This window comes from Microcoleus sp. S36a_B3 (assembly GCF_036700745.1).
Classification (GTDB): Bacteria; Cyanobacteriota; Cyanobacteriia; order Cyanobacteriales; family Microcoleaceae; genus Microcoleus.
Genome location: NZ_JAUBPN010000019.1, coordinates 74,630 through 100,373, shown reverse-complemented (window position 1 = coordinate 100,373; position 25,744 = coordinate 74,630). Strand labels below are relative to the sequence as shown.

Annotated in this window: 8 protein-coding genes; 5 read left to right on the top strand and 3 right to left on the bottom strand. The window is 47.3% G+C overall.

Annotation, left to right across the window (positions count from 1 at the left end; all coding sequences use genetic code 11):
• Window positions 1-391: 391 nt before the first annotated feature.
• Entirely contained in the window at window positions 392-4,831 is a 4,440-nt protein-coding gene (locus tag QUA01_RS19775) for a response regulator (protein ID WP_333092128.1), read from the top strand.
• A 1,131-nt stretch (window positions 4,832-5,962) separates the two neighbouring features.
• Here QUA01_RS19775 and QUA01_RS19770 read toward each other — a convergent pair.
• Entirely contained in the window at window positions 5,963-7,624 is a 1,662-nt protein-coding gene (locus QUA01_RS19770) for an ArnT family glycosyltransferase (protein WP_333092130.1), read from the bottom strand.
• Window positions 7,625-7,815: 191 nt separating this feature from the next.
• On the opposite strand from QUA01_RS19770, the gene QUA01_RS19765 reads away from it, so the two are divergent.
• The 4 genes from QUA01_RS19765 (at window position 7,816) to QUA01_RS19750 (ending at window position 18,417) form a co-directional block, all read left to right on the top strand.
• Complete coding sequence (locus QUA01_RS19765; RefSeq protein ID WP_333092133.1) at window positions 7,816-9,309, top strand: hypothetical protein; 1,494 nt, start codon at window positions 7,816-7,818, stop codon at window positions 9,307-9,309.
• 353 nt (window positions 9,310-9,662) lie between these two features.
• On the top strand, window positions 9,663-10,151 hold the full coding sequence (locus tag QUA01_RS19760; protein ID WP_333092134.1) for a hypothetical protein: 489 nt from the start codon (window positions 9,663-9,665) through the stop codon (window positions 10,149-10,151).
• A 754-nt stretch (window positions 10,152-10,905) separates the two neighbouring features.
• Window positions 10,906-14,403, top strand: coding sequence for a DUF4347 domain-containing protein (locus QUA01_RS19755; protein WP_333092136.1), 3,498 nt, complete (start codon window positions 10,906-10,908; stop codon window positions 14,401-14,403).
• Between the two features lie 699 nt (window positions 14,404-15,102).
• Window positions 15,103-18,417: a DUF4347 domain-containing protein gene (locus QUA01_RS19750; protein ID WP_333092137.1), complete on the top strand. Its 3,315-nt coding sequence runs from the start codon at window positions 15,103-15,105 to the stop codon at window positions 18,415-18,417.
• A gap of 123 nt (window positions 18,418-18,540) precedes the next feature.
• Here QUA01_RS19750 and QUA01_RS19745 read toward each other — a convergent pair whose 3' ends face one another.
• Window positions 18,541-22,128 (bottom strand): AAA-like domain-containing protein, encoded by a 3,588-nt coding sequence (locus QUA01_RS19745; RefSeq protein ID WP_333092138.1) that lies wholly within the window; start codon window positions 22,126-22,128, stop codon window positions 18,541-18,543.
• 24 nt (window positions 22,129-22,152) lie between these two features.
• Window positions 22,153-25,719, bottom strand: a complete 3,567-nt coding sequence (locus tag QUA01_RS19740) for an AAA-like domain-containing protein (RefSeq protein WP_333092140.1) — start codon at window positions 25,717-25,719, stop codon at window positions 22,153-22,155.
• Window positions 25,720-25,744 lie beyond the last annotated feature (25 nt).

The following is a 25,744-nucleotide window of genomic DNA, read 5'->3' as shown; positions in this document are numbered from 1 at the left end:
CGCCAAGGGCATACGGGAACCTGGGAAGTGATTCCTTAACGCTTGGGGAGACAAGCCCTCTGGGGCTATTCAAATTAGACTCGCAACTTCGTTCAATAGGACGGGTTTTTGGTTGAAATATTGCCGAAAGGATGGATAGTTTAAAGGTGTGTCAGTAAACCAAGAATCCCCGCGCGTTCACGCCCGGGAGTGTCAAGAAGGTAATTAAAGATGTGAAAATACTACACTGATGTGGGGGCGACATATCGGATATCTTGGAAATACCAAGGACTTTTGCCAGTGGGCCCACAACAGTCAAAATATGCAGGCCCTGTCGAGCCAATGCTAAACAACCTACGTCTCAAAACTCCCCAGGCTAGTTGCCTAGTAGCACAGTGAGGGGGGCGACGCCATGCAACTCCGAAAAAAAACACTATTAATCATCGGTGCAGCTCTAATCAGCCTGATTCTGGTTCTCTATGCCACTGCATCAACTATTTTGCTGCACGATTTTCAAAACCTTGAGGCCCAGTACGTCCGCCAGGATGTCGCGCGGGCTTTGGATGCCCTAGATGACGACTTGTCGAATTTAGACACCAGCGCCCAAGATTACGCCGAGTGGGACGATACTTACTCTTTTGTTGATACACAAAATGAGGCTTTTGTCAAGTCCAATTTCGTTGATTCGACATTTACTTCCTTGAGACTAAACTTGTTGCTAGTGCTGGACTCCAGCGGTCAGACGATTTTTAGCAAAGGTTTCGACCTGAAGTCCCAAACCGAAGTGCCGATTCCCGAAAGCTTGAAACAGCAATTGATTGAGGCTCTGCTAGAACCCTCGACACCGCAGGGCGATCGCGATCGGGCAAAAGCAGGCGTCATTACCCTCCCAGAAGCTAGGCTGCTAATTTCTGCGAGGCCGATCGTCAACAGCAACGCTCAAGGCCCGCCGCGCGGGACGCTGGTTTTGGGACGCTATCTCGACAGCAGCGAAATTGGTTTGCTTTCGGAACTGACTCACCTGTCAGTCGATTTTAGGTTGCCGAGTTTAGATTTTAAATTGGGTTCTGCGAACTACTCCAAACCGGGGGCTAAGGCGATCGCCCGATCGATCCAGGATTTAGACAATATCAAAATCAAAATTTCTAACCTCAAATCAGTAGAAATTTTAGTCGAACCAGTCAGCGACTACGTTGTCGCAGGATACGCCCTGATTCGCGACCTACGAGGCAACCTAGCGCTGCTGCTGCGAGTAGAGGCAGACCGCATCATCTACCGCCAAGGTCAGGCTACCTTGGGCCTGTTTACCCTATCAATACTGGCAGTAGGTTTAGTATTTAGCGCGATCGCCCTGCTGTTGCTAGAAAACTTAGTCTTGGCAAGATTGGCAGACCTAAGCACCAGCGTCAGCAACATCGGAGCCAACGGAGACCCAGACTTGCGCGTTCATATGAGCGGAAAAGATGAACTCGCAAGCCTGGCCGGCGCCATCAACACAATGCTAGAAGCATTGAGCAACTCTCAAGTCGAACGCTTAGAAAGCGAAGACCGCTATCGGTTGATGGCCGAAAACTCAACCGACATGATTACCAGACACAACCCCGAAGGCGTGTTTCTTTACGTGTCCCCCGCCAGCCGCGCTTTGCTCGGATACGAACCTTCGGAACTCGTCGGCGCGAGCCCCAACCATTATTTTCACCCAGACGATTTAGAAGCCATCAGCAAAGCTCACTCAAAAGTCCTGGCGCTTCCAGTTACTTACACCGTCAGCTACCGCATCCGCCGCAAAGACGGCAAATACATTTGGTTTGAAACCACCAGCCGCACGATCCGCGATCCGGAAACTGGTTTGGTGCAAGAAATTATCGGTATTTCCCGCGACATCAGCGTCCGCAAGCAAACAGAACAAGAACTGCGAGAAAGCGAATCTGCAATTAAAGCTTTGTACCAAGTGACCTCGGCTCCCCGTACTGACCCGGAGGGCCGCCTCTTTACCTTTGATTTGCGCCTCCAAGAACTGCTGGAGATGGGATGCCGACAGTTGGGTATGTCCGTGGGAATTTTGTCGCGCATTCAAGGCGACAAATATCAAATCGTGGCTGTGGAATGTCCCGACGGGTCGATCGAGAAAGCACAAATCTACGACCTCGAAAAAACCTTTTGCGGGACTACAGTAATGGCAAAAGAACCCATGTACTTTGAGTCGGCGAGGTTTGCAGCTTTGTGCTTCAACACCGAGGATCCAGCATTCAAGATCGAAGCGTACATGGGCATTCCCGTCACCGTGACAGGTGAAGTTTACGGCACTTTGTGCTTCCTTTCTCCAACTCCTCTGACAGAACCGTTCCGAGTTGTAGACAGAGAGTTGGTGAAACTGATGGGTCAGTGGGTGGGAAGCGAACTAGAACGCCAGCAAACAGGCGTAGATTTGGCAAAAGCTCGCGACGAAGCACTGGCAGCTACCAAAGCTAAAAGCGAATTTTTAGCCACCATGAGCCACGAAATTCGCACTCCCATGAACGGAGTCATCGGCATGACCGGTTTGCTGTTGGATACCTGCTTAACTCGCGAACAGCGCGATTTTGTAGAAACTATCCGCAGCAGCGGCGATGCCTTGCTGACGCTGATCAACGATATTTTAGATTTCTCGAAAATTGAGTCGGGCAAATTGGACTTGGAGGAACATCCGTTTGACATCCGCACTTGCATTGAGGAATCTCTTGACTTGGTAGCTACCAAGGCGGCACAAAAAAAACTGGAATTGGGTTACTTGATCGATCGCTCGGTACCGACAATGGCGATCGGCGACAGCACTCGCTTGAGGCAAATTTTAATCAATTTGCTCAGCAATGCTGTGAAATTTACCGCAACTGGAGAAGTAGTGGTTTCGGTGACGGCAAAAAAGATTTCAGTGCCGCCAAACCCTGCAGAACCGCCAGAAATTAATGGCGAACCGCTAGCAATTAACCAAGCATACGAAATACAATTTGCGGTCAAAGATACGGGTATCGGCATTCGGGGCGATCGCATGGATCGGCTGTTTAAATCCTTCAGCCAGGTAGATTCTTCAACAAGCCGACACTACGGCGGTACCGGATTGGGTTTGGCAATTAGCAAGCGTTTGGCCGAAATGATGGGAGGCAGGATGTGGGTAGAAAGTATGGGTTGTATTGCCGGCAAGCCTCCGGTAGATTTTAAAGCAACAGCTTTTGAGGTGGAATGGGGAGACTCCTGTGAAATTGCCGAAAAATATTGCTCTGTCAAATCCGCACTCAGCACCAAGCCGATCGACCAAAATCCGCCATCCGCCGGCTCTACTTTTTATTTCAGCACGATCGTTCGTGGCTGCAAAAGTTCTTTGTCAGTTAACTCGACCAATTGTCAACCGGAATTGGCTGGGAAGCGAGTCTTGATTGTCGATGACAATGCTACCAACCGCCAAATTTTGACTCAGCAGGCTCAGTCTTGGGGAATGGTGCCTAGAGCTTCAGCTTCGGCTCGTTTGGCTTTAGATTGGCTAGCTGCTAAGGAGGCGTTTGATTTTGCAGTTTTGGATATGCAAATGCCGGAAATGGACGGGTTGGCTTTAGCAGCGGAAATTCGCCAGTATCCTGATTGCGAAAAGTTGCCCTTAGTGATGCTAACTTCGATCGGCCTACCAGAAATTAACTGCTCTGCAGTTGATGTGAATTTTGCTGCTTTTTTGAATAAACCGATTAAACAATCTCAGTTTTACAATGTTTTAATCAATATTTTTGGGGAACCACAAGTAACTGAAATGAGAGGGCCGCGCACTAGCGGGGCTTTCCTCCAAAGCATACCAGTGCTGGCAGATAACTTACCGCTGCGGATTCTGTTGGCGGACGATCATTTGGTGAATCAGAAGGTGGCTTTGCAAATTTTGCAGCGGATGGGCTATCGCGCGGATGTGGCGGGAAACGGGATCGAAGTGCTCGCAGCTTTGCACCGCCAGCCTTACGACTTGGTGTTGATGGATGTGCAAATGCCGGAAATGGACGGTTTGGAAGCTACCCGCCTCATCCGCGAGCAATTTTCAGAGGATTTTACCTTAAAAAATTCCACTGAAGAATCAGAAGTTTCTGAAACTGAGGAACAATCTAACAATCCCAAATCCCAAATCCCAAATCTAAAATCGACGAACCCTTGGATTGTGGCGATGACAGCAAATGCGATGCAGGGCGATCGCGAAGAGTGCATGGCTGCGGGGATGGACGATTATTTGAGCAAGCCGATCGCCATTGAGGAGTTGGTTCGAGCTTTGAAGGCGTGTAAATCTCGATCGCGCCCAGAGTGCGATCGCCCGGTGCCGATTGTTTGTGTAAACTCGCAGATTGAACAGATCGGAGAAACGAGTGAATTAGAAGTGCGGTCGAATGCGATTGTTGCGGAAAATGCACAACAGACAATTTCCAATTCGAGCGCAGTTGTCGGGTTTGGTGAATCAAATCTCGATCGGGCTTTGTTAGAAAGTCCCGATTGTCTGAGTGCCAAGATTATAGAAGGATTGCGAGATGTGGAAGCTTTAGAGGAGGCGATCGAGATTTACCTCGAAACAGCTCCCGAACTGCTGCGAGGCATCTCTACGGCCGTCAGGAGCGCCGATCCGCTGGCTTTGCGGCGAGATGCTCACTCTTTGAAATCGATTAGCGGTACTCTCGGTGCTTTTGGCTTGTTTAAGCTGTGCGAGCAACTCGAAATCATGGGCCGCATCGGAATACAAGCCAACCAAGCTTTACCTGCTCCAGCTTGCGAGCTTTTAAAACAGGTTGAGGCCGAGTATCAAAGAGTTGAGGCGGCGTTGAAAATGGAAATGCAATATGTTGATGGGTAATATCAATTCCGGTTGCACTCAAACATGATTGTTGACTGTTGATTGTTGACTGTTGACTGTTGATTGTTGATTGTTTGTTGATCTGGCAACTTACAGGAGAGAGGACTGTAGGAGGTGTTTAAGTTATTAAGTTTTCGATCATAAAAAAATAGTTAAATCCTCACAGCAAGGTGATAGATAGATTGGGAAAATATAATAGCAATTCTAAACGATATCAGATAAATTTGTAGGGTAGTGCCAAGAATGCCTACCCCCCCTATCTATCGGGCAACCACGGGGCCAATAACCCTTACAATAATTATGCAAACGATTTAGGATTGCTATATCATGTTTGAGTGTTACCGAAATTGATATTAGCCGTTAAAGTTGATACAAATAAAGCCTTTGTCCTGAAACTATTGAACCCAAAACCAACGACATACAGCGGTTCTCAAGCGTGGTGAGGTATGCCTTATGCCCACCCTTCGACTTCGCGAGCGGGCAAGATGCCCTATGCCCTATGCCCTATGCCCTATGCCCTATGCCCTATGCCCTATGCCCAATGTCGCATAGTACCTCAATACATATTATGGATTACAATCTAATTGCTAAAATAGTAATATTCTCTGTATCAATACCTTTTACTTTTTACATTGCTTACGCTGCAAAAGTAGCCCTCAATCTCAACCTCGATATATTCGGGGCAGGGCACACTCCTGCTAAGTTAGAAAAGCTATCCGGTGGCATAATTAAATGTAAGTGGTTCCCTAATCCTCACCACTGCCCAGGAAATAATCATGTTAAATAATTCAGTCCCGGACGCATCATATCGTTTCCGGTTGCATCGGAATGGTTTAACCACAGAGAACGCAGAGTACACAGAGGGAGAGAATATATATCTGAATCATTCCGATGCTACCGGATTTGATATCAAAACCCAATAAACCGGGTTTTTGATGGTTTTTGTGTGCTGCAATCAAATTTTCGGGTAAAAAACCGGGTTTGTGACCAAAACCATCCAGGATACAAGCCCCCGGATTCATCCGTGGAGAAATAAAAAACCTGTATCAGATGAAACTTGCCCCCCGAATTTATTCGTGGGGTCAATCTAAAATCTAAAAACTAAAATCTAAAATCGATTGACTGGCAAACTTATTTTCGTGTTACCAAAACCCAATCCTCGGCTGTTTTTACAACCTCAGCATTCTGCAAATCTAGATGTTTGAGGACAGGTTTTTCTAGCAGAAAATAAGGTTGCGGGAGAGATTGCCATTTCTGTTTCAGTGTAGGCGCGTCGGCGACAATAACTTGCCTCTGGCTGTAAAAATTCAGCGACGGACGCGGGAGGCGGTGAGAAGTAAAGACTTCTTGGCCGATGGGCGTTCCTTCGCGGACAATTTGGGCGATCGGCTTAACCGGATAATCCTCCGCCAGTTCCCAAACCCAGTTGTCGGAAGCGACAAATACCAACAGCGAGACGTAAGTTCCCCAAATTAAAACTAATAAAAATTGTCTGTCTTTGTTGTGCAGCAACACGGCCGCCAGTGTCATTGTCAAAGCTACAAACATCATCATTAACTGCAAATCTTGCTGGTGGGATACAATTTGTCCCCCAATCGGTATTAAGCCGCTAAAGTACGCGCAACCGACTACAGCCACCACCGCCAGTATTGCCAAAATTGCAGGATGAGGCAAAAAAGATATAGCATCAAAACGTTCTTCTGCTTCATCTTTGATAGGCTCTGGCGGCAGCGACATTTGCTCCCAAACTTCCGCGAAATAACTGCCAACGGCTAAAGCAAAAGCTGGATAAATTGGCAAAACATACCAAGGCAATTTCGTATTCATCACAGAAATAGCCAGCAGATATACTCCTGTCCAAACTAAGACTAATTTCGGCCCGGGAAAATTGCGATTTTCCCAACTAAAATACAGCCCTTGCAGATAAAATAACTGCCACGGCCAAGCTGATTCTAAAATTTCTAAAAGATAATACCAGGGCGGGCCGTTGTGATTGCTTACTGGTTCCCAAATGCGCCGGAAAGATTGGTTTAGCAAGTTGGCGTTGATGAAATCTTGGCCGTAGTGCAGCCATTGGGCAAAATACCAACCAGCTACGGGGAAAGTTCCGATCGCCAATCCGCCCCAAAGATACCCAGAAGTGAGGAGTCGCGGGGTATCCCAAACCAGGAAAACTAAGCCGATCGCGCCCAGCAGCAGCCCCAACATCACGCCCTTAGTCAAACAAATGAGTCCGAACCCGATCCCCGCCCCCAAGGCGTAGCGCAAGTCGCGGCGCGATCGCAACAAACACCACATCGATGCCAGCAAAAAACACAAAACTGCTCCGTCTAACATCGCCAAACGTCCGTGCCGCACTACCGGAAGCAGCGTCAGATAAACGAGAGCCGAAAAAATGGCGATCGAGCGCTGCGGATACAACTCCCGCCCAATGGCGTAAAGCATGGGCACAGAAGCCGCCGTCAGCATCGCCGGTACCAACCTCGCCGTCAATTCGCTAACGCCGAAGTTGGCAAAACACAGCCCGATCAGCCAGTGTACCAGCGGCGGTTTGTTGAAATAAGGCATAGAGTCGATCGTCGGATACAGCCAATTTAAATTGCCGCGCCAAATTTCCCGACTTACCAGCCCAGCAATCCCTTCATCCCAATCCCGCAACGCCGGGCCGCCGAGATTGAGCCCGAAAATTAGCACCGCAGCCAACAGCAAAGCCAGCATCCACAGTTTGTCTGTCAAGCTGTCATTGAAGCGAGTTTTCGGTTTACCTACCGAGAATGGAAAGATTTTTGACATAAGGAATGACCGTTTAAGATTTTCGATTTTAGATTAAAGAATTGAAGAATTGGGAATCACTTATAAATTCAGGGTTGGGATCGTGGGCTAGGGTGCTTGGATGCTTTTGGGAAACTCGGCTTAAAAGAATTTTTCGCGTCCCAAACAGAAGGTAAACTTAGACAGCAGTTATTGGCGACAAGGAAAATACCATGAACTTACCTGTAATTATAGATATCATAATTGGCCTAGTGTTTATTTACCTGACTTTAAGCTTGCTAGCTTCAGAAATTCAGGAACTGATTGCTACTGTTTTGCAATGGCGGGCGGAACATTTAAAGAAGTCGATCGAAGTGCTAATTTCTAACGGCAGCGACGCGGCCAAAGAGCCGCTGCAATTTCAGCGAGTCGAACAATTTGCTAATGCGCTCTACGCTAATCCGATTATCAAGGATTTGAATCAGGGAGCCAAAGGGATTTTCTCCCAAGGATTTCGACTTATTACGCACCTTATGGGTGATTTGTACCGCCTGCTGACTCGCACCAAGAATGTTTTCGGCAATCAATCAACAGGGCCTTCTTATATTCCACCAGAGAGTTTTTCTGCTAGCCTTTTGGATACTTTAAAAATTTCTAATTCAATCCGAGCGATATCTAAAGCCAGATTGGAAAGATTTAAAGATTTACAATTGGCACAAATTCAAGCAATTAGCAATCATTTGAATCTGCCGGAGTCTGCAAAATCGATTGTTGAACAACAATTTAGCTGGTTGACGGCGGAGTTTAATCGGGTTGTTGAAGATTATAAAAAAGATTTGACGAGTTTGAACAACAGTTTGGAGCGGATGTCGGAAAAACTAGAATTTTATATTAATGATTCTCAGGTTTATCTGCCAGAAACTGAGCTAGGAGGGAGAGATTTTCAAAGACAGATGGCATTTATTAAGGCTAGTTTTGATAGCGAATACGAGCGGGAGGCGCTGCGATCGCAACTGGAACCGAGTTTGAGCAATCTGTTAAATAGTGTGAGGAACTTTAAAAAAACTCAGGATAGGGTAGCAGAAATTATGGAGGAGCAAGAAAACGGTTTGATGTACCAAGAAATTCAAGAAATTTTGAGCATTATGCCAGAATCTTTGAAACGCAGCCTTTCTATTTTAGCGCAGCGTGCTGAAAAAGGCGGCGGAGATAGTCAAGAGCAGTTGCAGCGGTTTCAGCAAGAAATTGAAACTTGGTTCGACCAATCGATGCAGCGTGCTTCCGGCGTTTACAAGCGAAATGCTAGAGGGGTGGCGATTTTGCTCGGAACTACGATCGCGATTGCTGCTAATGCTGATAGCATTCATATTGTTAATCGGTTGTCGAAGGATTCGATGCTGCGATCGACTGTTAATTTGTATGCTCAGCAGTTGGTAGAAAAAAACGCTAAGACTAAATTAGATAATTTAACCGGTCTTAGGCAAGTTCAGCAGGATGTCGATCGAGCTTTGGATAATGTAGCTCTACCTTTGGGATGGAGCGAACCGAACAGGTTAGAAATAGACGCGCAGGGTAATTTATTGTTGCCGGCTTTCATGGCAAAATTGCTTGGTTGGATCTTGAGCGGCGTAGCTATTTCAATGGGAGCTAGTTTTTGGTTCGATGCGCTCAACAAGATTGTTAATATTCGTAATTCAGGGAAAAAACCGCCATCTGCTGACGACTGATACATTTACGCGCGCCACAGACTCTCAGACAATTTGATATTTGAGATTTGAGATTTGGGATAGGAGCGATCGCCAAAGGCTTTGCAGGACGGGCTACCGAGTGGTATTCTGACTTGAAAGTGGTGTTACCTACAGGATACAGAAACCATCGGTAATTACGGGCCATTAGGCAATTCTGGAAAATACAAAAAATATAAATTCCGTGCGATCGCGGATGGCAGCGCCAAACAGATGGGCGAAACTAATAAAAGGGTGACATGGAGACGAGCAACACAAACAAGGTCGCTGCCAGTTTCCTGTGATTTGACTCCCAGGGTGTATCTACCGTTCAACACCCTTTTGGAGGAAGGAAAATGTTCACTTCTTTGACAGAAACCAATCCTGCTTCGGAATACCCAAATGCCCCATCCAAAAGCTGTGTATTTAACGATTCCAGCATTAATTCTGGGGGATATTTTATTTCTGAGATTTTGATGGCGCTGGCATTAATTTTCGTCGAGTTTAGTCGCTGTAATGGCATCGAGCAAGTTACCTCGGCACTGCAAAAATATGCCTCTATCTTTGGAGAGATTGACAAATTTTGGACAATTTCTAGCAGCACTTCCGATTACCTAGAACCGTGCAAAAGCCAATTGCCAACACTCCAGAAAATACTCGCCCCCGAAGCAACCGGGTTTTTTCACCGAATCTGCAGGTGCCCAGCAAGTATTTTGGTACAGTTGCCGATCGACAACAGCGGATTAGATTCGTTATATACATTCGGTAACTGCACGGCGGGCGATTCTCTTCGGGAATCGCCCGCAATTAACCCATACTTAATATCAGACTGTTTTGAATGTTAGTAAATGCCACAACAAAATCGTAATCTGTGTTTGAGTTTATTTTTTAATTGTCTGAATTATTCAAAATTAATCATAAAACTAATCTTGAATAATATTAATTATAGTTGCACTTATACATGATGTCAACAGTTAACAGTCAACAGTCAACAGTGAATTTACTATTCCGATGAAGAGAGGATTTGATATAATTAGAGAAAATAGACATTCCAATAATTGTGAATTTGGGAGAATGCTTGCTTTTAACAGACTTTTTAGGAGAATTATAGTACAGCTATAGACGGGAGATTGCCATCTCAGTCTGGAGCAAATTACCCTGAAACCCATGCCCCAATGCCTGTAATTATCGGTATCCCCAGCCAAATAAGGCTAAAAGAATCCTGCTAAAAAAAGCAGGATTTTTTTTGTATTCCCGATATTTGTGTTATCTCTTGCGGGAGCATCTCATATTTGTAAAAAGACTTCTTTTGACTCCTTCTTTCTTCCTCTTTCCTCCTGTCTCCTGTCTCCTGCCTCCTACCTCCAATTTCTAGCTTGGCTGCAAAAGTGAGATGCTCCCTCTCTTGCTAGCAATTGCGAGCAAAAATCCGGTTGACTACAACTAAAACGAAGTGGAACCCGGAAAAAAAATAAATTAAATAATTATTCAAAAATTGTTGTGCTTTTAAATATTCAATGTTAATATGTATTAAAACAAGGCTGATAAGATTACTCCAGGGATGTATCTACCAATAACGCCCATAATGGAGTATCAAATATGACTTCTACGTTCGCCCAAGTTAACTCAAAATCTTCTCTTGAAAAACTGCCCCCGCGTTCCTTAGTCTTCATTGATTCCGGCGTGGAAGATTACGATTCAATTGCAGCAGGAGTGCTGCCTGGACAGCAGGTAGTGATACTCGATCGCACCAAAAATGGTATCGAACAAATCTCCTCTGAAATTGAAAAATACGCCTCTACCAATGGGGCGATCGACTCGGTTCACATCATTTCTCACGGTAGTTCTGGCAACTTGCAACTTGGCAATACCGCTCTGGGTTCGGATAACATCGAGCAATACAAAAGCCAGTTAGAACAATGGCAGACTTCACTAGCCCCACAAGCAGACATTATGCTGTACGGCTGCGATGTAGCATCCGGTACAGGCGCTAATTTCGTTGACAAACTCAGCCAATTAACGGGAGCTGACGTTGCCGCATCCACCAACATTACCGGCCGCGGAGGCGACTGGAACTTAGAATTTGCTAAGGGTCAAATTGAATCGGACTTAGCCTTGCGGTCAGATGTAATGGCTAATTACCAAGGTGATTTAGCTACTATCGTGGTCAGCAATAATAGCGATAGCGGTGCTGGTTCCTTGAGAGCTGCGATCGCATCCGCTGCAGCCGGCGATACCATTACCTTCGCTCCTGGTTTGGCCGGTCAAACCATCACCCTCACCAGCGGTCAACTCGATATTCCTGTTGGCAAAAATATTACGATTGACGGCGCAGCAGCAGCGGGTTTAACCATCAGCGGCAATAACGCATCCCGTGCCTTTTTTGTCAATGCAAATGTGGTGACTGCTACAAATTTTGCAGTCAAAAATCTCTCTATTACCAACGGCAAAACTGCGGAGCGAGGCGGCGCGATCGGTACAACGGACGAAGTAAGCGTCACAGTAGACAATGTTCAGTTCAATAATAATGTTGCCGATCAAGGTGGCGGCGCAATTTTCGGCAATTTCAACAATACTCTGACAGTAACGAACAGTAAGTTTAACGGCAACACGGCCACTGCAGCCAATGACGAACGCGGTGCAGGTGCGATCGGCTTTTTGAGTTCCAAAGCTTTTACTGTCACCAACAGCGACTTTACAAACAACAAAGGAATTAACGGCGGAGCAATTAACAGCCTTCAGGGCAAGTTAACAATTGACAACTCGCGATTCATCGGTAACGACACCACCGCAGCCGTTTTCGCATCAGGCCAAGATAATCCCTTTTTAAGGGGTTTTGGTGGCGCAGTTTACACAGACAGAGCCAGCAATCCGAGCGAAGCTTCCGGCACAATCAAGATTACCAATAGCGTATTTCAAGACAATAAAGGTCGAGGTGAAGGAGGTGCAGCTTATCTGTTCACCGGCAGCCAAGACAAGGTTATTTTGGAAAACAGCACCTTCCAAAATAACGAGATTATGGAGCTACCCAACGGTGGAAGTCCTGGAAACGGTGGTGCGGTAACGAATTTGAGCGACAGCACCAACCAGGGATTGACTATTACCAACACCACCTTTGCTGGCAACAAAGCCAACAATCAAGGTGGTGGCCTGTGGACGCGGAATGCCCCTGCTACGATTACTAACAGTACGTTTTCTGGCAACTCCACCGCGTTTGCTGCTGATGATTTCAACAAACTCGGCGGTGCAATGACTCTGGGTGCACCCACAACTATTGTCAACACGACGATCGCCGATAATAGTGCTGGTTGGGTTGGTGGAGGTATCTTCGCCGCTGCCAATGATGTCACCCTCAAAAACACGATTCTTGCCAACAATACAGCGGCTAACGGAGGAAACCCTTGGGGAATTAACCAACACGTCACCGACGAATACGCCGATGGAGGAGGGAATTTTCAGTGGCCGCCCAAAAACCCTAATGACGGCAGTGATGTCAATGCGACGGCAAGTGTGACGATCGCAGATCCCTTACTTGGCCCACTGCAAAATATCAACGGCGCTTTCGTAAGGCCCCTGCTGACAGGAAGTCCGGCCATTGACAAAGGAGTACCAAGCGGCGCACCAGCTACGGATCAGCGCGGCCAGACTCGCCCTCAAGATGGTGATACAATTCCAGGGGCGATCGTAGACAGCGGTTCTTTTGAATTCGGAGGTACTGTCGTCCCAACTCCGACACCAACTCCCACACCAACGCCCGCGCCAACTCCGACACCCGCGCCGACACCAACACCCGCGCCGACTCCAACTCCGACACCAACTCCCGCGCCGACACCAACTCCCGCGCCGACTCCAACTCCGACACCAACTCCCGCGCCGACACCAACTCCCGCGCCCACACCGACGCCTACAGGGACGCCAACACCGACACCGACACCCGCGCCGACACCAACTCCCGCGCCGACTCCAACTCCCACACCAACTCCCGCGCCCACTCCAACACCCGCGCCGACTCCAACTCCCACACCAACTCCCGCGCCCACGCCGACGCCCGCGCCCACACCAACTCCCGCGCCGACTCCAACTCCCACACCAACTCCCGCGCCCACACCAACTCCGGTGACAGATGCTTCCCCGCTAGATAGCCTCAACGCCCCGGAATTCGACTCTGGTGCGATCGCCCCCAACCCCGCCCAACAAACTCTCAACGGCGGTAACACAGACGATTTCATCATGGGCGGTGGCATCAACGAGTCAATTAACGGACTTGTTGGCAACGATACTCTTTACGGCATGGGTGGCAATGACAACATTGACGGCGGTGCAGATAACGATTCCATCTTCGGCAATATCGGCAATGACTTCATCCAAGGCGGCGCTGGCAACGATACAGTCTACGCCGGCAAAGATAATGACACTGTGGTTGGCGGAGAAGGCGACGACTTTTTGAGAGGAGATTTAGGCCAAGATACTGTTGCCGGCGGCTTTGGCAGCGACACCATTTTTGGTGGCAAAGATGACGATATTTTGCTGGGGGAAGATGGTGACGACCAGCTTTTTGGCAACTTAGGAAATGACACAATTAATGCTGGAAACGGCAACGATATTGCCTTCGGAAATGAAGGTGAAGATTTGATTTTTGGCGGAGCTGGAAATGACACGCTTTACGGTGGCAAAGACAACGATAGTCTCGATGGCGGTGATGGTAACGATTTGCTATTCGGCAACAATGAAAATGATGTAATCTCCGGCAACACCGGCAACGATACGCTTTACGGTGGCAAGGGTAACGATTTGCTCATCGGCGGTGCTGGTAGCGATTTCCTCAGCGGCGATGTTGGGGACGATACTTTGACCGGCGGTTCGGGAAATGACGTGTTTTTCCTCAATAAAAGTGTGGGAAGCGACATCATTACTGATTTCCGTCAGGGCGAGGATGTAATTGGGTTAGCTCCCGGTTTGAGTTTCAATCAACTCAGCATTACGTCTAGCAACAATCAAACTTTGATTAGCGTTACGGGCAGCAATCAATTGTTAGCGAAGCTTAACGGTACGCCCGTTACTCTCGGCGCTAGCGATTTCATTCAGGTAACAATCTAACTGTCTCTGGTAGGGTGCGCGACGCGCGCCTTACTAGCAGTGAAACATCGGCTAGGGTGCAGGGCGGGATGAATGTTTTGAGGAACAAGTAAAGATTTTCTCCCGCCTGTCACGCCTAGGGTTAGTTACCTAAGTTTCGGATTTTTGGGATTTGTGCGATCGGCAAATATGTCATATCCAATCTGTTAGCATTGGAACGATCGAACCGCGAAGACGCTTTAGGCTTTCGCCGCGCGTCAGCGCTAGAACGCGAAGGAAGGACGTAAGCTGTTCGGCATTTAATAGAGGATAGTAGGTGCGGATCGTACATACGCAGCACGCTAGATTTGCAGGTTCTGCATCGAGGAATATTTACATTATATTGTTTCCAGTTGGATCGGAATTATTTAACCTTACTAGGGCGCAGAGAACACAGAGGAAGATTCCAGAGAGAGGTGAATACGGGACGATGAAGCGCGGATTTGATATTACATCTTCTGCGGTTAATTGTTCGCAAAATCGCAATCTTCACGCAGCAAAACCGGATTGCGGATACAAGGGATGAATTGTTATATAAGAAAATAAGTTTTTACCTAAGTTTTGATTCCCCAGTTCGACCGCTGAGGTTTTAATTCTGCCTGCTGCCTTCAGCATAAAAAAGTTTTCTATTTTTCAGGTGAATCTACCAGCAAATTATCAACATTCTCATAGGTATGCGAAATGAGTTCAAATTTGGCCAGTATTGATTCACAATCTGTTCTCCGCAATTCTCGTCCTAAATCTATTGTCTTTATTGAGTCGGACTTAGATGACTATCAAACTCTTGCGGGTGGCGCGGTTCCGAATGCAGAAGTCATCATTTTAGATAAAAATGGTAACGGAGTCGAGCAGATTACTGCTAAACTGCAAACCATCGCTGCTGCGGGGGGAACTTTAGACGAAGTTCACATTTTTTCTCATGGCAATTCTGGCAGTTTGCGGTTAGGTTCTGCGACGTTGAATGCGGATAGTTTGCCGCAATATGCCAGCCAGTTGCAAGGGTGGCGAAATGCGCTGAGCGACAAAGCTGATATTATGCTTTACGGTTGCGATGTGGCTGCGGGTGATGGGGCTAATTTTGTCGATCGCCTGGGGGAGTTAACTGGGGCTGATATTGCGGCATCTAGCGATCGCACCGGCCGCACTGGTAACTGGAATTTGGAGTTTACCAAGGGTGATATTGAGGCATCCAGTGCCTTGACTCCAGAGACTATGGCCGATTACCGAGGGACTTTAGCGACTGTTACCGTTACCAACAATAATGATAGCGGGCCCGGTTCCTTGAGAAGTGCGATCGCCTCCGCAGCAGCCGGCGATATTATTCAATTTGCTTCCAGTCTTGCGAATCAAACAATTGTTCTAACTTCCGGTCAACTTGTCATCAATAAAAACTTGACAGTTGACGCAATTAGTGCAGCCAACTTAACCATTAGTGGCAACAACACTTCGCGGGTAATCCTCACCGAAGGTTCAACCAATGTTACTCTAAAAAACCTGATTGTTGCCAACGGTAAAGTCTCTGGAACCGATCCGAATAACGAAACAACTAGCGCTGGCGGCGGCATTAAAACAGGAGGTAACAGCACTTTAACCTTAGAAAATTGCCAAGTTAATAATAATGTTGCCGGTTTTGGTGGCGGCGTTCATACAGGTTTCCGCAGCACCACAACTGTCATTAACAGTAAGTTTAGCGACAATGACGGTTCTTTGGCGGATAATACCGAACGCGGCGGCGGGGCGATCGCCACTAAAAGCGGCGGTTCTCTGACTATCAGAGATAGCGAATTTACCAACAACAAAGGCAGCTTAGGCGGGGCTGTTAATAACCTGTTGGGCAGCCTGACGATCGAAAACTCTAAATTCACAGGGAACCGCACAGAAAAAGGGGTTGGCGGGGCAGTTTACGTCGATGGCGCTAATGCTTCAGGCCCCAATGCAACTCCGGGGCCTGTTGGTGGCAATGTTATCATCCGAGGCAGCACTTTTGACGGCAATATCGCCTCTGGAGAAGGAGGTGCAGCATTTCTGTTTGGCTATCCTCCAGATACAGTGGTTTTGGAAAACAGCACTTTTATTAACAACAAAGCCGTAAAAAACTCATCAGGGAGTGGAGGTTCAGGAGGTGGAGTTCGCCACGGAAATGCCGATTTAACTGTGACAAACTGTACCTTTGCTAACAACACAGCCGACGATAACGGCGGCGGTTTGTGGTTGGGAGAAAATGGAAATGTCAGCATTGTCAACAGTACATTTTCAGGTAACACCGCTGCTAAACAGGGCGGGGGAATAGTTGTCGGCAATAGAGATTCTTTTTCCACTAACATTGTCAATTCGACTTTAGCCAATAATAGGGCTGGGGAGTATTCTGGCGGTATTGCGACTTTTGGAAATCAGCCAATTACTGTCAAGAATTCGATTTTTGATAGCAATACGGCCGGTAATCCTTATAAAGTTAAATACCAAACTGGAAGGGCACTAATTGACGGGGGAAATAATCTGCAATTTCCTGCTAAACTGACGACGGGCGATCCTAACGACAATAATGTGACGGCAACTGTGACGATCGCCGATCCATTACTCGGCCCTTTACAAAATATTAACGGCGCTTTCGTGCTACCGCTGCTAGCAGGAAGTCCCGCCATTGATACCGGTACTGGTGCGGGCGCGCCGGCGGCGGATCAGCGGGGCGTGACTCGCCCTCAAGATGGTGATAATAATGGAAGTGCGATCGTGGATATCGGCGCTTTTGAATTCACAACTACACCAACTCCCACACCAACTCCCACACCAACTCCCACACCAACTCCCACACCGACACCCACACCAACTCCCACACCAACTCCCACACCAACTCCCACACCAACTCCCACACCAACTCCCACACCGATACCAGTTCCCACACCGACACCCACACCAACTCCCACACCGATACCAGTTCCCACACCGACACCCACACCAACTCCCACACCAACTCCCACACCGATACCAATTCCCACACCGACACCCACGCCAACACCGACAACGGATAATGCGATCGTCGAACCCCTACCAGCCCCAGAAATCGACCCCGGCAGTATTACTCAAAATCCCGCCCAACAAACTCTCAACGGCGGTGACAGCGCCGATTTCATCATAGGCGATGGCATCAACGAGTCAATTAACGGACTTGGCGACAATGACACCCTCTACGGAATGGGGGGCAGCGACAACATCGACGGCGGCAGCGGTAACGATTCCATCTTCGGCAATACCGACAATGACTTAATCTTCGGCGGCACCGGCAACGATACAGTCTACGCTGGCAAAGATAACGACACTGTGGTTGGCGGAGACGGCGACGACTTTTTGAGAGGAGATTTAGGCCAAGATACTGTTGCCGGTGGCTTTGGCAACGACACCATTTTTGGTGGCAAAGATGACGATATTTTGCTGGGGGAAGATGGCGACGACTATCTGTTAGGCAACTTAGGAAATGACACAATTAATGCTGGCAACGGCAACGATATTGCCTTCGGAAATGAAGGTGCAGATTTAATTTTTGGTAAGGCTGGAAATGACACGCTTTACGGCGGCAAAGACAATGACAGTCTCGGCGGTGGCGATGGTGACGATTTGCTATTCGGTAACAACGAAAACGATTTGCTCGAAGGTTATACAGGCAACGATACGCTGTACGGCGGCAAAGGCAATGATAGCCTCTTCGGCAATGCTGGCAACGATTTCCTTAGCGGTGATGTGGGAGATGATACTTTGACTGGCGGTTCGGGGAATGATGTATTTCTGCTAACTCAAAGTTTAGGCAGTGATATCATTACAGATTTCCGCCAAGGCGAGGATTTAATTGGGTTAAATTCCGGTTTGAGTTTCAATCAACTAACTATTACTGGGAGCAACAATCAAACTTTGATTAGCGTCACCAGTAGCAATCAATTGTTAGCAAAACTGAACGGTATAGCGCCCGGTACTCTCACCGCTAGCGATTTTATTAGTCAGTAGTGATACCAAATCCGGGTTTTGGAGATTCTTGACGATTCGGCCTCAGACCGCCGAATCGTCAAGGGGAGTATGTTACTGTTTCCTCTTCTCTTCGCGTTCTTTGCGTCTTCGCGGTTAAATCATTCAAAGGGGCGAACACAACAAGCGATCGCCCTTTTCCACCATCGCATTTGTCCGCAAATAATCCCGCAGGCGATCGCACCCGTAACTCAATAAATCCAGATTCAGAACTTGCGGCACATTCCACAAAATCAGCCTATTATCCTCGCTCACAGAAGCCACAAACGCCCCATCAGAACTGTACGCCACTCCCCGAATCGCCCCAGAGTTACCTCTGAGCGTCGTTAATTCCGTACCGTCAGAGTTCCACAACTTCACCGTATTATCCACACTACCAGAAGCAATAATCTTACCGTCAGGGCTAAATGCCACCCCCCAAACCGCCGCCGCGTGACCTTCAAGAGTTCTCACTAACTTACCATCCACAGTCCAAATCTTAACAGTATTGTCCCCACTGCCAGAAGCCAGAAATTTACCGTCAGGGCTAAACGCCACCCTCCACACCGCAGCAGTATGACCTCGAAAAGTTCTCACCAAAGTACCGTCAAGCTTCCACAACTTAACAGTACCATCGCCCCCAGCCGAGGCAATTAGCTGACCGTCCGGGCTAAATACCACCTGCCAAACAGGAGCATGATGTCCTGTCATAGTATGCAATAAAGTACCATTGGGCCGCCAAAGTTTAATAGTATTATCTTGACTGCTAGAAGCAATAATTTGACCGTCAGGACTGAAAGCCAATCCAAAAATCGTAGCGTTATGACCTACCAAATTTGCGATCGCATTTCCGTTTCGAGTCCAGATATTCACCTGATTATCGTTTGTGCCAGAAGCAATTAACTTGCCATCGCGACTCAGTGCCACAGCATAAATCGCAGTATTTTGTCCAGTGAAAGTCCTCAACAATTTGCCTTGCCGACTCCAAAGTTTAGTCGTGCCATCCTCACTACCTGTAGCAATTGTAGAACTATCCGCACTCAGTGCGATCGCCCAAATCCCAGCTTTATGTGCACTAATAATCGTCCGCAAAGGGTTGTGACTCTGCCACAGCCTCACCGTATTTTCTGCACCCGCCGAAGCAATAAAACTGCCGTCAGGACTCCAAGCCATCCCCCAAATCCCAGCAGTGTTACCTCTAAAAGTCGTCAGTTCTGTTCCGTCGTCAACATTCCATAGTTTTACAGTCCCATCCCGACTTGCCGTAGCGATGGTCTGACCGTCTGGACTGAAAACAACTCCAGATATTACAGCAGAATGACCTTCAAGCGTTCTCAGCAAAGTACCGTCAGAGTTCCAGAGTTTCACCGTTTTGTCTCCACTTCCGGTAGCAACAATCTGACCATCTAAACTAAACGCCACTGCAGATACCACAGAAGTATGACCCCGGAGAGTTCTTAACAGTTTGCCGTCAGAGTTCCAGAGTTTCACCGTTTTGTCTCCACTTGCGGTAGCAACAGTCTTACCGTCTGGACTAAAAGCCACTGAGGGTACCCCAGCAGTATGACCCTGGAGAGTTCTTAACAGTTTGCCGTCAGAGTTCCAGAGTTTCACCGTTTTGTCCATGCTGGCAGAGGCAATTGTTTGACCGTCGGGACTAAACGCCACTGTCCAGATACCAGCAGTATGACCCTGAAAAGTTTTCAACAAAGTGCCGTTTCGCTGCCAAATTTTCACAGTCCCATCATCACCTCCAGAAGCAATAAACTGACCGTCCGGGCTAAATTTGACCGATCGGACGATCGCCTGATGACCCTTGAGCGTTGCCACTTCTGTACCATATCGCCGCCACAGTTTAATGGTTTTATCCACACTTCCAGAAGCAATTAACTGGCTGTCAGGACTAATATCCACGGTCATCACTGCCGCTTTATGTCCCGATAAACGGTTGTATTCATCTATTTCATAAACCCCTTGTCGCAATACATCAATAACTTTATTTTCAATCTGTGTCTCTGTGTTCCTTAACTTTTGCAGTCTGCGCTTAGCTTTAATCGCTGCTATTAGTGCATCCAATCGACGATCGGACGCAAACAATCCCTCAGAAGAAGAAACCAACGCTGCAATTTCACTAATCCGAGCTTCGCGTTCCCGAATAGTGGCCCGGCAATACAGAGAATAACTTGTTACTCCTAAAACACTAGCAATCATCAGTGCAATACTCACTAAAAATAGCAATAAATTTTGCCGTTTTGCAGTCTTTTTTTCTTGTGCTAGTCGTGCTTCAACTTCCTTGATTCGTTCTGCTTCTAATGCTTGCTGAACTTCTCGCCTGTCTAGTTCGGCACTAGCAGCTAAAAACTGATAGTCTAGGTTGCTCAAACTTTTTTCCTGGGCCCATATTTGACCGTCTTTTAAGGCTTGTCCCCGCAAAAGTCGGGAATAATCTGTTTGGTGTGAAGCAATCCAAGCATCGAAAGTTTGGGAATATGGGCGCAATTGTCCTAACTGTTTATCTACCCATCGCAGGTTAAAAATTTCAGCATAAATTCTGTTTCTTACCTGCAAAAAACCATTGATTTTAACAATTAAACCCGACAATAATAGTTCTATTTGTTCGGGAGAATTATCGGCAGATATTCCCGTTGTTCCTATTAAAAAAGGTGATTTTGAGTGATTCCCAAAAGCTGTCTGACAATCAAATTTACCCCCTTCACAATCCAAAATTATGGGTAATCTTGATTGTAATATTTGCTGATAAATGCCGAGCAATCTCCCTGCCCGTTGTTCGTTGCTAACAACCCGATTTTTTATGGTTTTTAAATGCTCTGGTTCATCCTGCGATTCCCATTTATCTATAATATGTTCTTTCACTAAACAATCTACCCAGAACTTCTCCGTTCCCGCTGGGAAAGTCACTGTTTTGGTTGTAGATTTAGTTGCCATATACGCCAAATAGCAAAGCTTTTGAGTTAGAAATGGCTGTCCAGAAGTCCAAGCTAATATCTGTTTCAAAATAGGTTGATAATTAGTAACTGCACTTGCCAAAGCCGCCGCCAATGGTTGGGCTTCGTGCAGTTCAAAACCGCGCAAATTTATCGCTCGACCAATATTAAAAGGAGTTCGTTTTTTATCTGCAATTAAATCGCTTGGTGTCGCCACACCAAAAATTGCAAAATTAATTCGATTATACTCTGAATTAATTGCTCGTTGATTGTAGCAAAATCTAATTAGGGCAAAAAAATCATCAACCGGAAAATCTAAGCTAAGAATGCTGTCAATTTCATCAACAAATATAATAATTTTAGTGTCGGGAAATTTAACCAGCAGAATATCTTCAATAAAATGACTCAATCTTTGTAAAAACGAAACATCTTCTTCATCGCGCCACCATGTTTTTAAATTAACTTGTCCTAAAAGATTGAAGCCGCGCCACAAATCGGCGACCATTCCTTTATACCACTGTACAGGGGTGATATTTTCACTGCCGATGTGAGTCATGTCGATGGTGCTGCATTGAAAACCTTCTGATTGTAGTCGGTGCAGGGTGCGGACTAAGAGAGAAGATTTGCCCATTTGTCGCGAGTTGAGGACGTAACAAAATTCCCCTGTTTTTAAGGCTTCATAGAGTTCGGCATCTGCTTGTCGCACTACATAGGTCGGTGCATCATTGGCGAGGCTACCGCCGATTTGGTATTGATAATCGTTAATCATTTTGAGTTAATAGTTGATGATTATTTAGCGATCGCCCACGGCATCGCACAAATGTCTATCCTCCTCCTTCACATCGGCATTTGTTCGCAAATAATCCCGGACGCGATCGCACGCATAACCCAGTTCATCGAGTTTGAGAATACGCTCTAGATCCCATAAAATCACAGTGCGATCGTCCCCGGCTGAGGCAATTTGTTTGCCATCAGGACTAAACGCAACTCCCCAAACGTTCCCTTCATGTCCGGTTAGCGTCGTTATTTCTGTCCCGTCTGCCTTCCAAAGTTTGAGTGCGCCAGTTGAGCCTCCCCCCACCAGCATTTGACCATTAGGACTGAAATCAACTGCCATCATGCCTCTGGTATTTCCCTTGAGGGTTTTGAGCAACGTGCCATCGATCGTCCAGAGTTTAATCGTGTCATCCCTGCTGGCAGTTGCCAAAGTGCGACCGTTTGGACTGATGGCAACTTCCCAAACAGGGCTGCGATGACCCTCTAGAGTCTTGAAAAACCTACCGTCAACACTCCACAACCGAGCAGTGCTGTCGCTACTGGCTGAAAGCAGCCTCTGTCCGTCAGGGGTAAAGTCCACATCGTAAACCCTGGCCCGATGCCCTGTGAAAGTTTTCAGCAAAGTGCCGTCCTTGTTCCACAGTTTCACAGTTTTATCGTTGCTAGCAGAAGCCAGTAGCCGGCCATCTGGACTTGGGGAGATATCCCAAACTCCAGCTTCATGACCTGTTATGGTTTTCAGTAATGTCCCGTCGAACTGCCAGAATTTAATTGTTTTATCTTCACTAGCGGTAGCAAGGAAAGGTGCGATCGCAGGATTGGCAAAGCTAGCACCAGAGAGGAAAGCAACAGAGCGAACGGCAGCCTTATCTGTGGCAAAAGACTTCAGCAACGTGCCGTCTCGCGCCCAGAGTTTGAAACTGCCATCGGAACAGGCGGAAGCTAGCATCTGACCTTCGGGGGAGAAATCCACATCCCAAATCGTGCCGCCATGTCCGTAAAGGACTTTCGAGAAGGGGTTTGTCGGATTCCAGAGTCGAGCGGTATTGTCGTCGCTAGCAGAGACAACCATTTGACTGTTGGGAATAAAGGTAACGCCTCGAATTCCCGATTGATGCCCTTTAAGGACTTTCAAAATTGTCCCGTCCGGCTTCCAGAGGTTGATAGTTTGGTCGGCGCTGGCGGAAGCAATCATATCACCTGCTGTGCTGACGGCGACTTCAAACACTTCCGAACTGTGACCGCTAAGAGTTCGTAGCAGGGTTCCATCGGGTTGCCAGAGTTTGACAGTGTTGTCAGCGCTGGCAGAGATAATGGCGGGACGTTTTACGCCGCTATTGTCTGCAAGTAAAGCGAACTCAACGTCCCAAACGGTGGTGCTGTGACCTTCCAGAGTGCTCACCAGTTCGCCATCTAGAGTCCAAACCTTGACAGTATTATCAGTGCTGCTAGAGGCGAGCAGGTTTCCATCCGGGCTAAAGGCAACACCCCAAACTGCACCTTGATGTCCGCTGAGGGTTTTGAGCGGTTTGCCATCGGCACTCCACAGGCGAATGGTGCTGTCTTCACTGGCGGAGGCGATGCGCTCACCGTCTGGACTCACGGCGATCGCCCATATGGCAGCCTTGTGTCCCTGAAAGGTTTTGAGCAGTTTGCCTTCCCGACTCCACAGATAAATGTTGCCGTCCACGCTGGATGTTACCAGGCGCTGGCTGTCGGGACTAAAACGAAGGGCGTAGACGCTGCTGATCGTGTGTTGGAGAGTGTGCAGCAAGGTGCCATCCCGTTGCCAGATTTTGGCTGTTTGGTCGCCGCCTCCGGTGGCGATGAGTTGACCGTCTGGGCTGACATCAACTGCCAGAACCGGGCTGGAATGACCCAACAGGCGATTGAATTCTGCCGTTCCATAGATGGCTTGTTGCAGCACTTGTTGAACTTGAGATGGCAACTGGGGACTGGAATTAGCTAGGCTGTCGATCCTGCGTCTGGCTTTGATGGCGCTCACGATGGCATCTAATCGCTGTTGGGATGCGAATTGCCCTGCCGATGAGGAGGTGAGGGCTTGAATTTCGCTGATGCGGGCTTGCTGCTCACTGGTGATGGCGTAATGATATTGCCAGAGAGCAAGAATGCCAAAGGCGATCGCAACTATTAGCGCTCCGCTGAGCGCCCCAAGAAATCTTCGCTGCCGCTTCGCTGTCTCTCGCTCTAAAACTAACCGCTTGCGTTCTTCTGTGAGTCTGGCTTCAACTTCTCTAAGCCTCGCTGCTTCCAGTGCTTGCTGCACTTCCAGCCTGTCTAATTCACCAGAAGCCGCTAAAAAGTGATAATCCAAATCGCTCAAACTTTTTCCCTGGGCCCAGTAGGAAGCGTCTTTTAGCGATTGTCCGCGCAACAATCGTGATTCATCGGTTTGTTTTGAAGCGATCCAAGCGTTAAAAGCTTGCGAATAAGGACGCAGTTTCTCTAACTGTTTTTCTACCCATTGTAGGTGAAAAACTGCTTGATAAATCGGGTTAGTTACCTGTAAACAACCTTGTTGTTTTACTACCAAACCTGATAGCAGCAGTTCGATCTGCTCTCGACTATCATCCGCTTCAATTTCACCACATTGTAAGAGGTTTTGATAGATACCTAAGCTACGTGCAGTGAGTTGTTCGTTGCCAATAATGCGATCGCGGATTGTCTTTAAATGCTCTGGCTCATCTTGCGATTCCCATTTATTGATGATGTTTTCTCTCACCAATGATTCCACAAAGAAACCCTCCGTTCCCGGTGGTATTTTTAAATCACCGCTGTGGGCTGACCCCGCCATTTTTACTACTAATTCACATATTTTTTGCGTTAAAAATGGCTGTCCTCCCGTCCAATCTAAGATTTCTTTGAGAACTGCCTGCGGATTGGCTATGACATTTTCTAAACCTTTCGCTAATGGTTGCGCTTCTTCTAAGCTAAATCCTGACAAATCGATCGCTTGTCCGATATTAAAAGGTGTCCGATTTTTATCGGCGATTAAATCGCTGGGTGTAGCTACTCCGAAAATCGCGAAGGTAATCCGGTTGTATTCTGAATTAATAGCTCGTTGGTTGTAACAATAACGAATCAATGCGAAAAAGTCATCTACTGGAAAATCTAAACTGAGAATACTATCAATTTCATCGACAAATATAAAAATTCGCTCCTCCGCAAATCGGGTCAATAAAATATCTTCAATAAACTGACTCAATCTTTGCACGAGAGAAACTTCTTCTTGTTCTTGCCACCAGGTTTTTAAATTAACTTTTCCTACAAGATGGAAACTGCGCCACAAATCCCCAACGATGCCTTTATACCACTGTAAAGGAGTAATGTTTTCGCTACCGATGCGGGTCATGTCGATCGCGCTGCATTGAAAACCTTCTGCTTGCAATCGGTGGAAGGTGCGAACGAGAAGGGAAGATTTGCCCATTTGCCGCGAATTGAGAATGTAGCAAAACTCGCCTCGTTTTAAGGCTTGATAAAGTTCGATATCTGCTTGGCGTTCGACATAAGTAGGCGCATCAGTTGTGAGACTGCCACCAATTTGGTAAGAGTAATCTTTCATAATTGATAGTTAATTGTTTCGGAGA

Coding starts and splice junctions, on each gene's coding strand:
- QUA01_RS19775 (WP_333092128.1), top strand. CDS start 392: ATGCAACTCCGAAAAAAAACACTATTAATCATCGGTGCAGCTCTAATC.
- QUA01_RS19770 (WP_333092130.1), bottom strand. CDS start 7,624: ATGTCAAAAATCTTTCCATTCTCGGTAGGTAAACCGAAAACTCGCTTC.
- QUA01_RS19760 (WP_333092134.1), top strand. CDS start 9,663: ATGTTCACTTCTTTGACAGAAACCAATCCTGCTTCGGAATACCCAAAT.
- QUA01_RS19765 (WP_333092133.1), top strand. CDS start 7,816: ATGAACTTACCTGTAATTATAGATATCATAATTGGCCTAGTGTTTATT.
- QUA01_RS19755 (WP_333092136.1), top strand. CDS start 10,906: ATGACTTCTACGTTCGCCCAAGTTAACTCAAAATCTTCTCTTGAAAAA.
- QUA01_RS19740 (WP_333092140.1), bottom strand. CDS start 25,719: ATGAAAGATTACTCTTACCAAATTGGTGGCAGTCTCACAACTGATGCG.
- QUA01_RS19750 (WP_333092137.1), top strand. CDS start 15,103: ATGAGTTCAAATTTGGCCAGTATTGATTCACAATCTGTTCTCCGCAAT.
- QUA01_RS19745 (WP_333092138.1), bottom strand. CDS start 22,128: ATGATTAACGATTATCAATACCAAATCGGCGGTAGCCTCGCCAATGAT.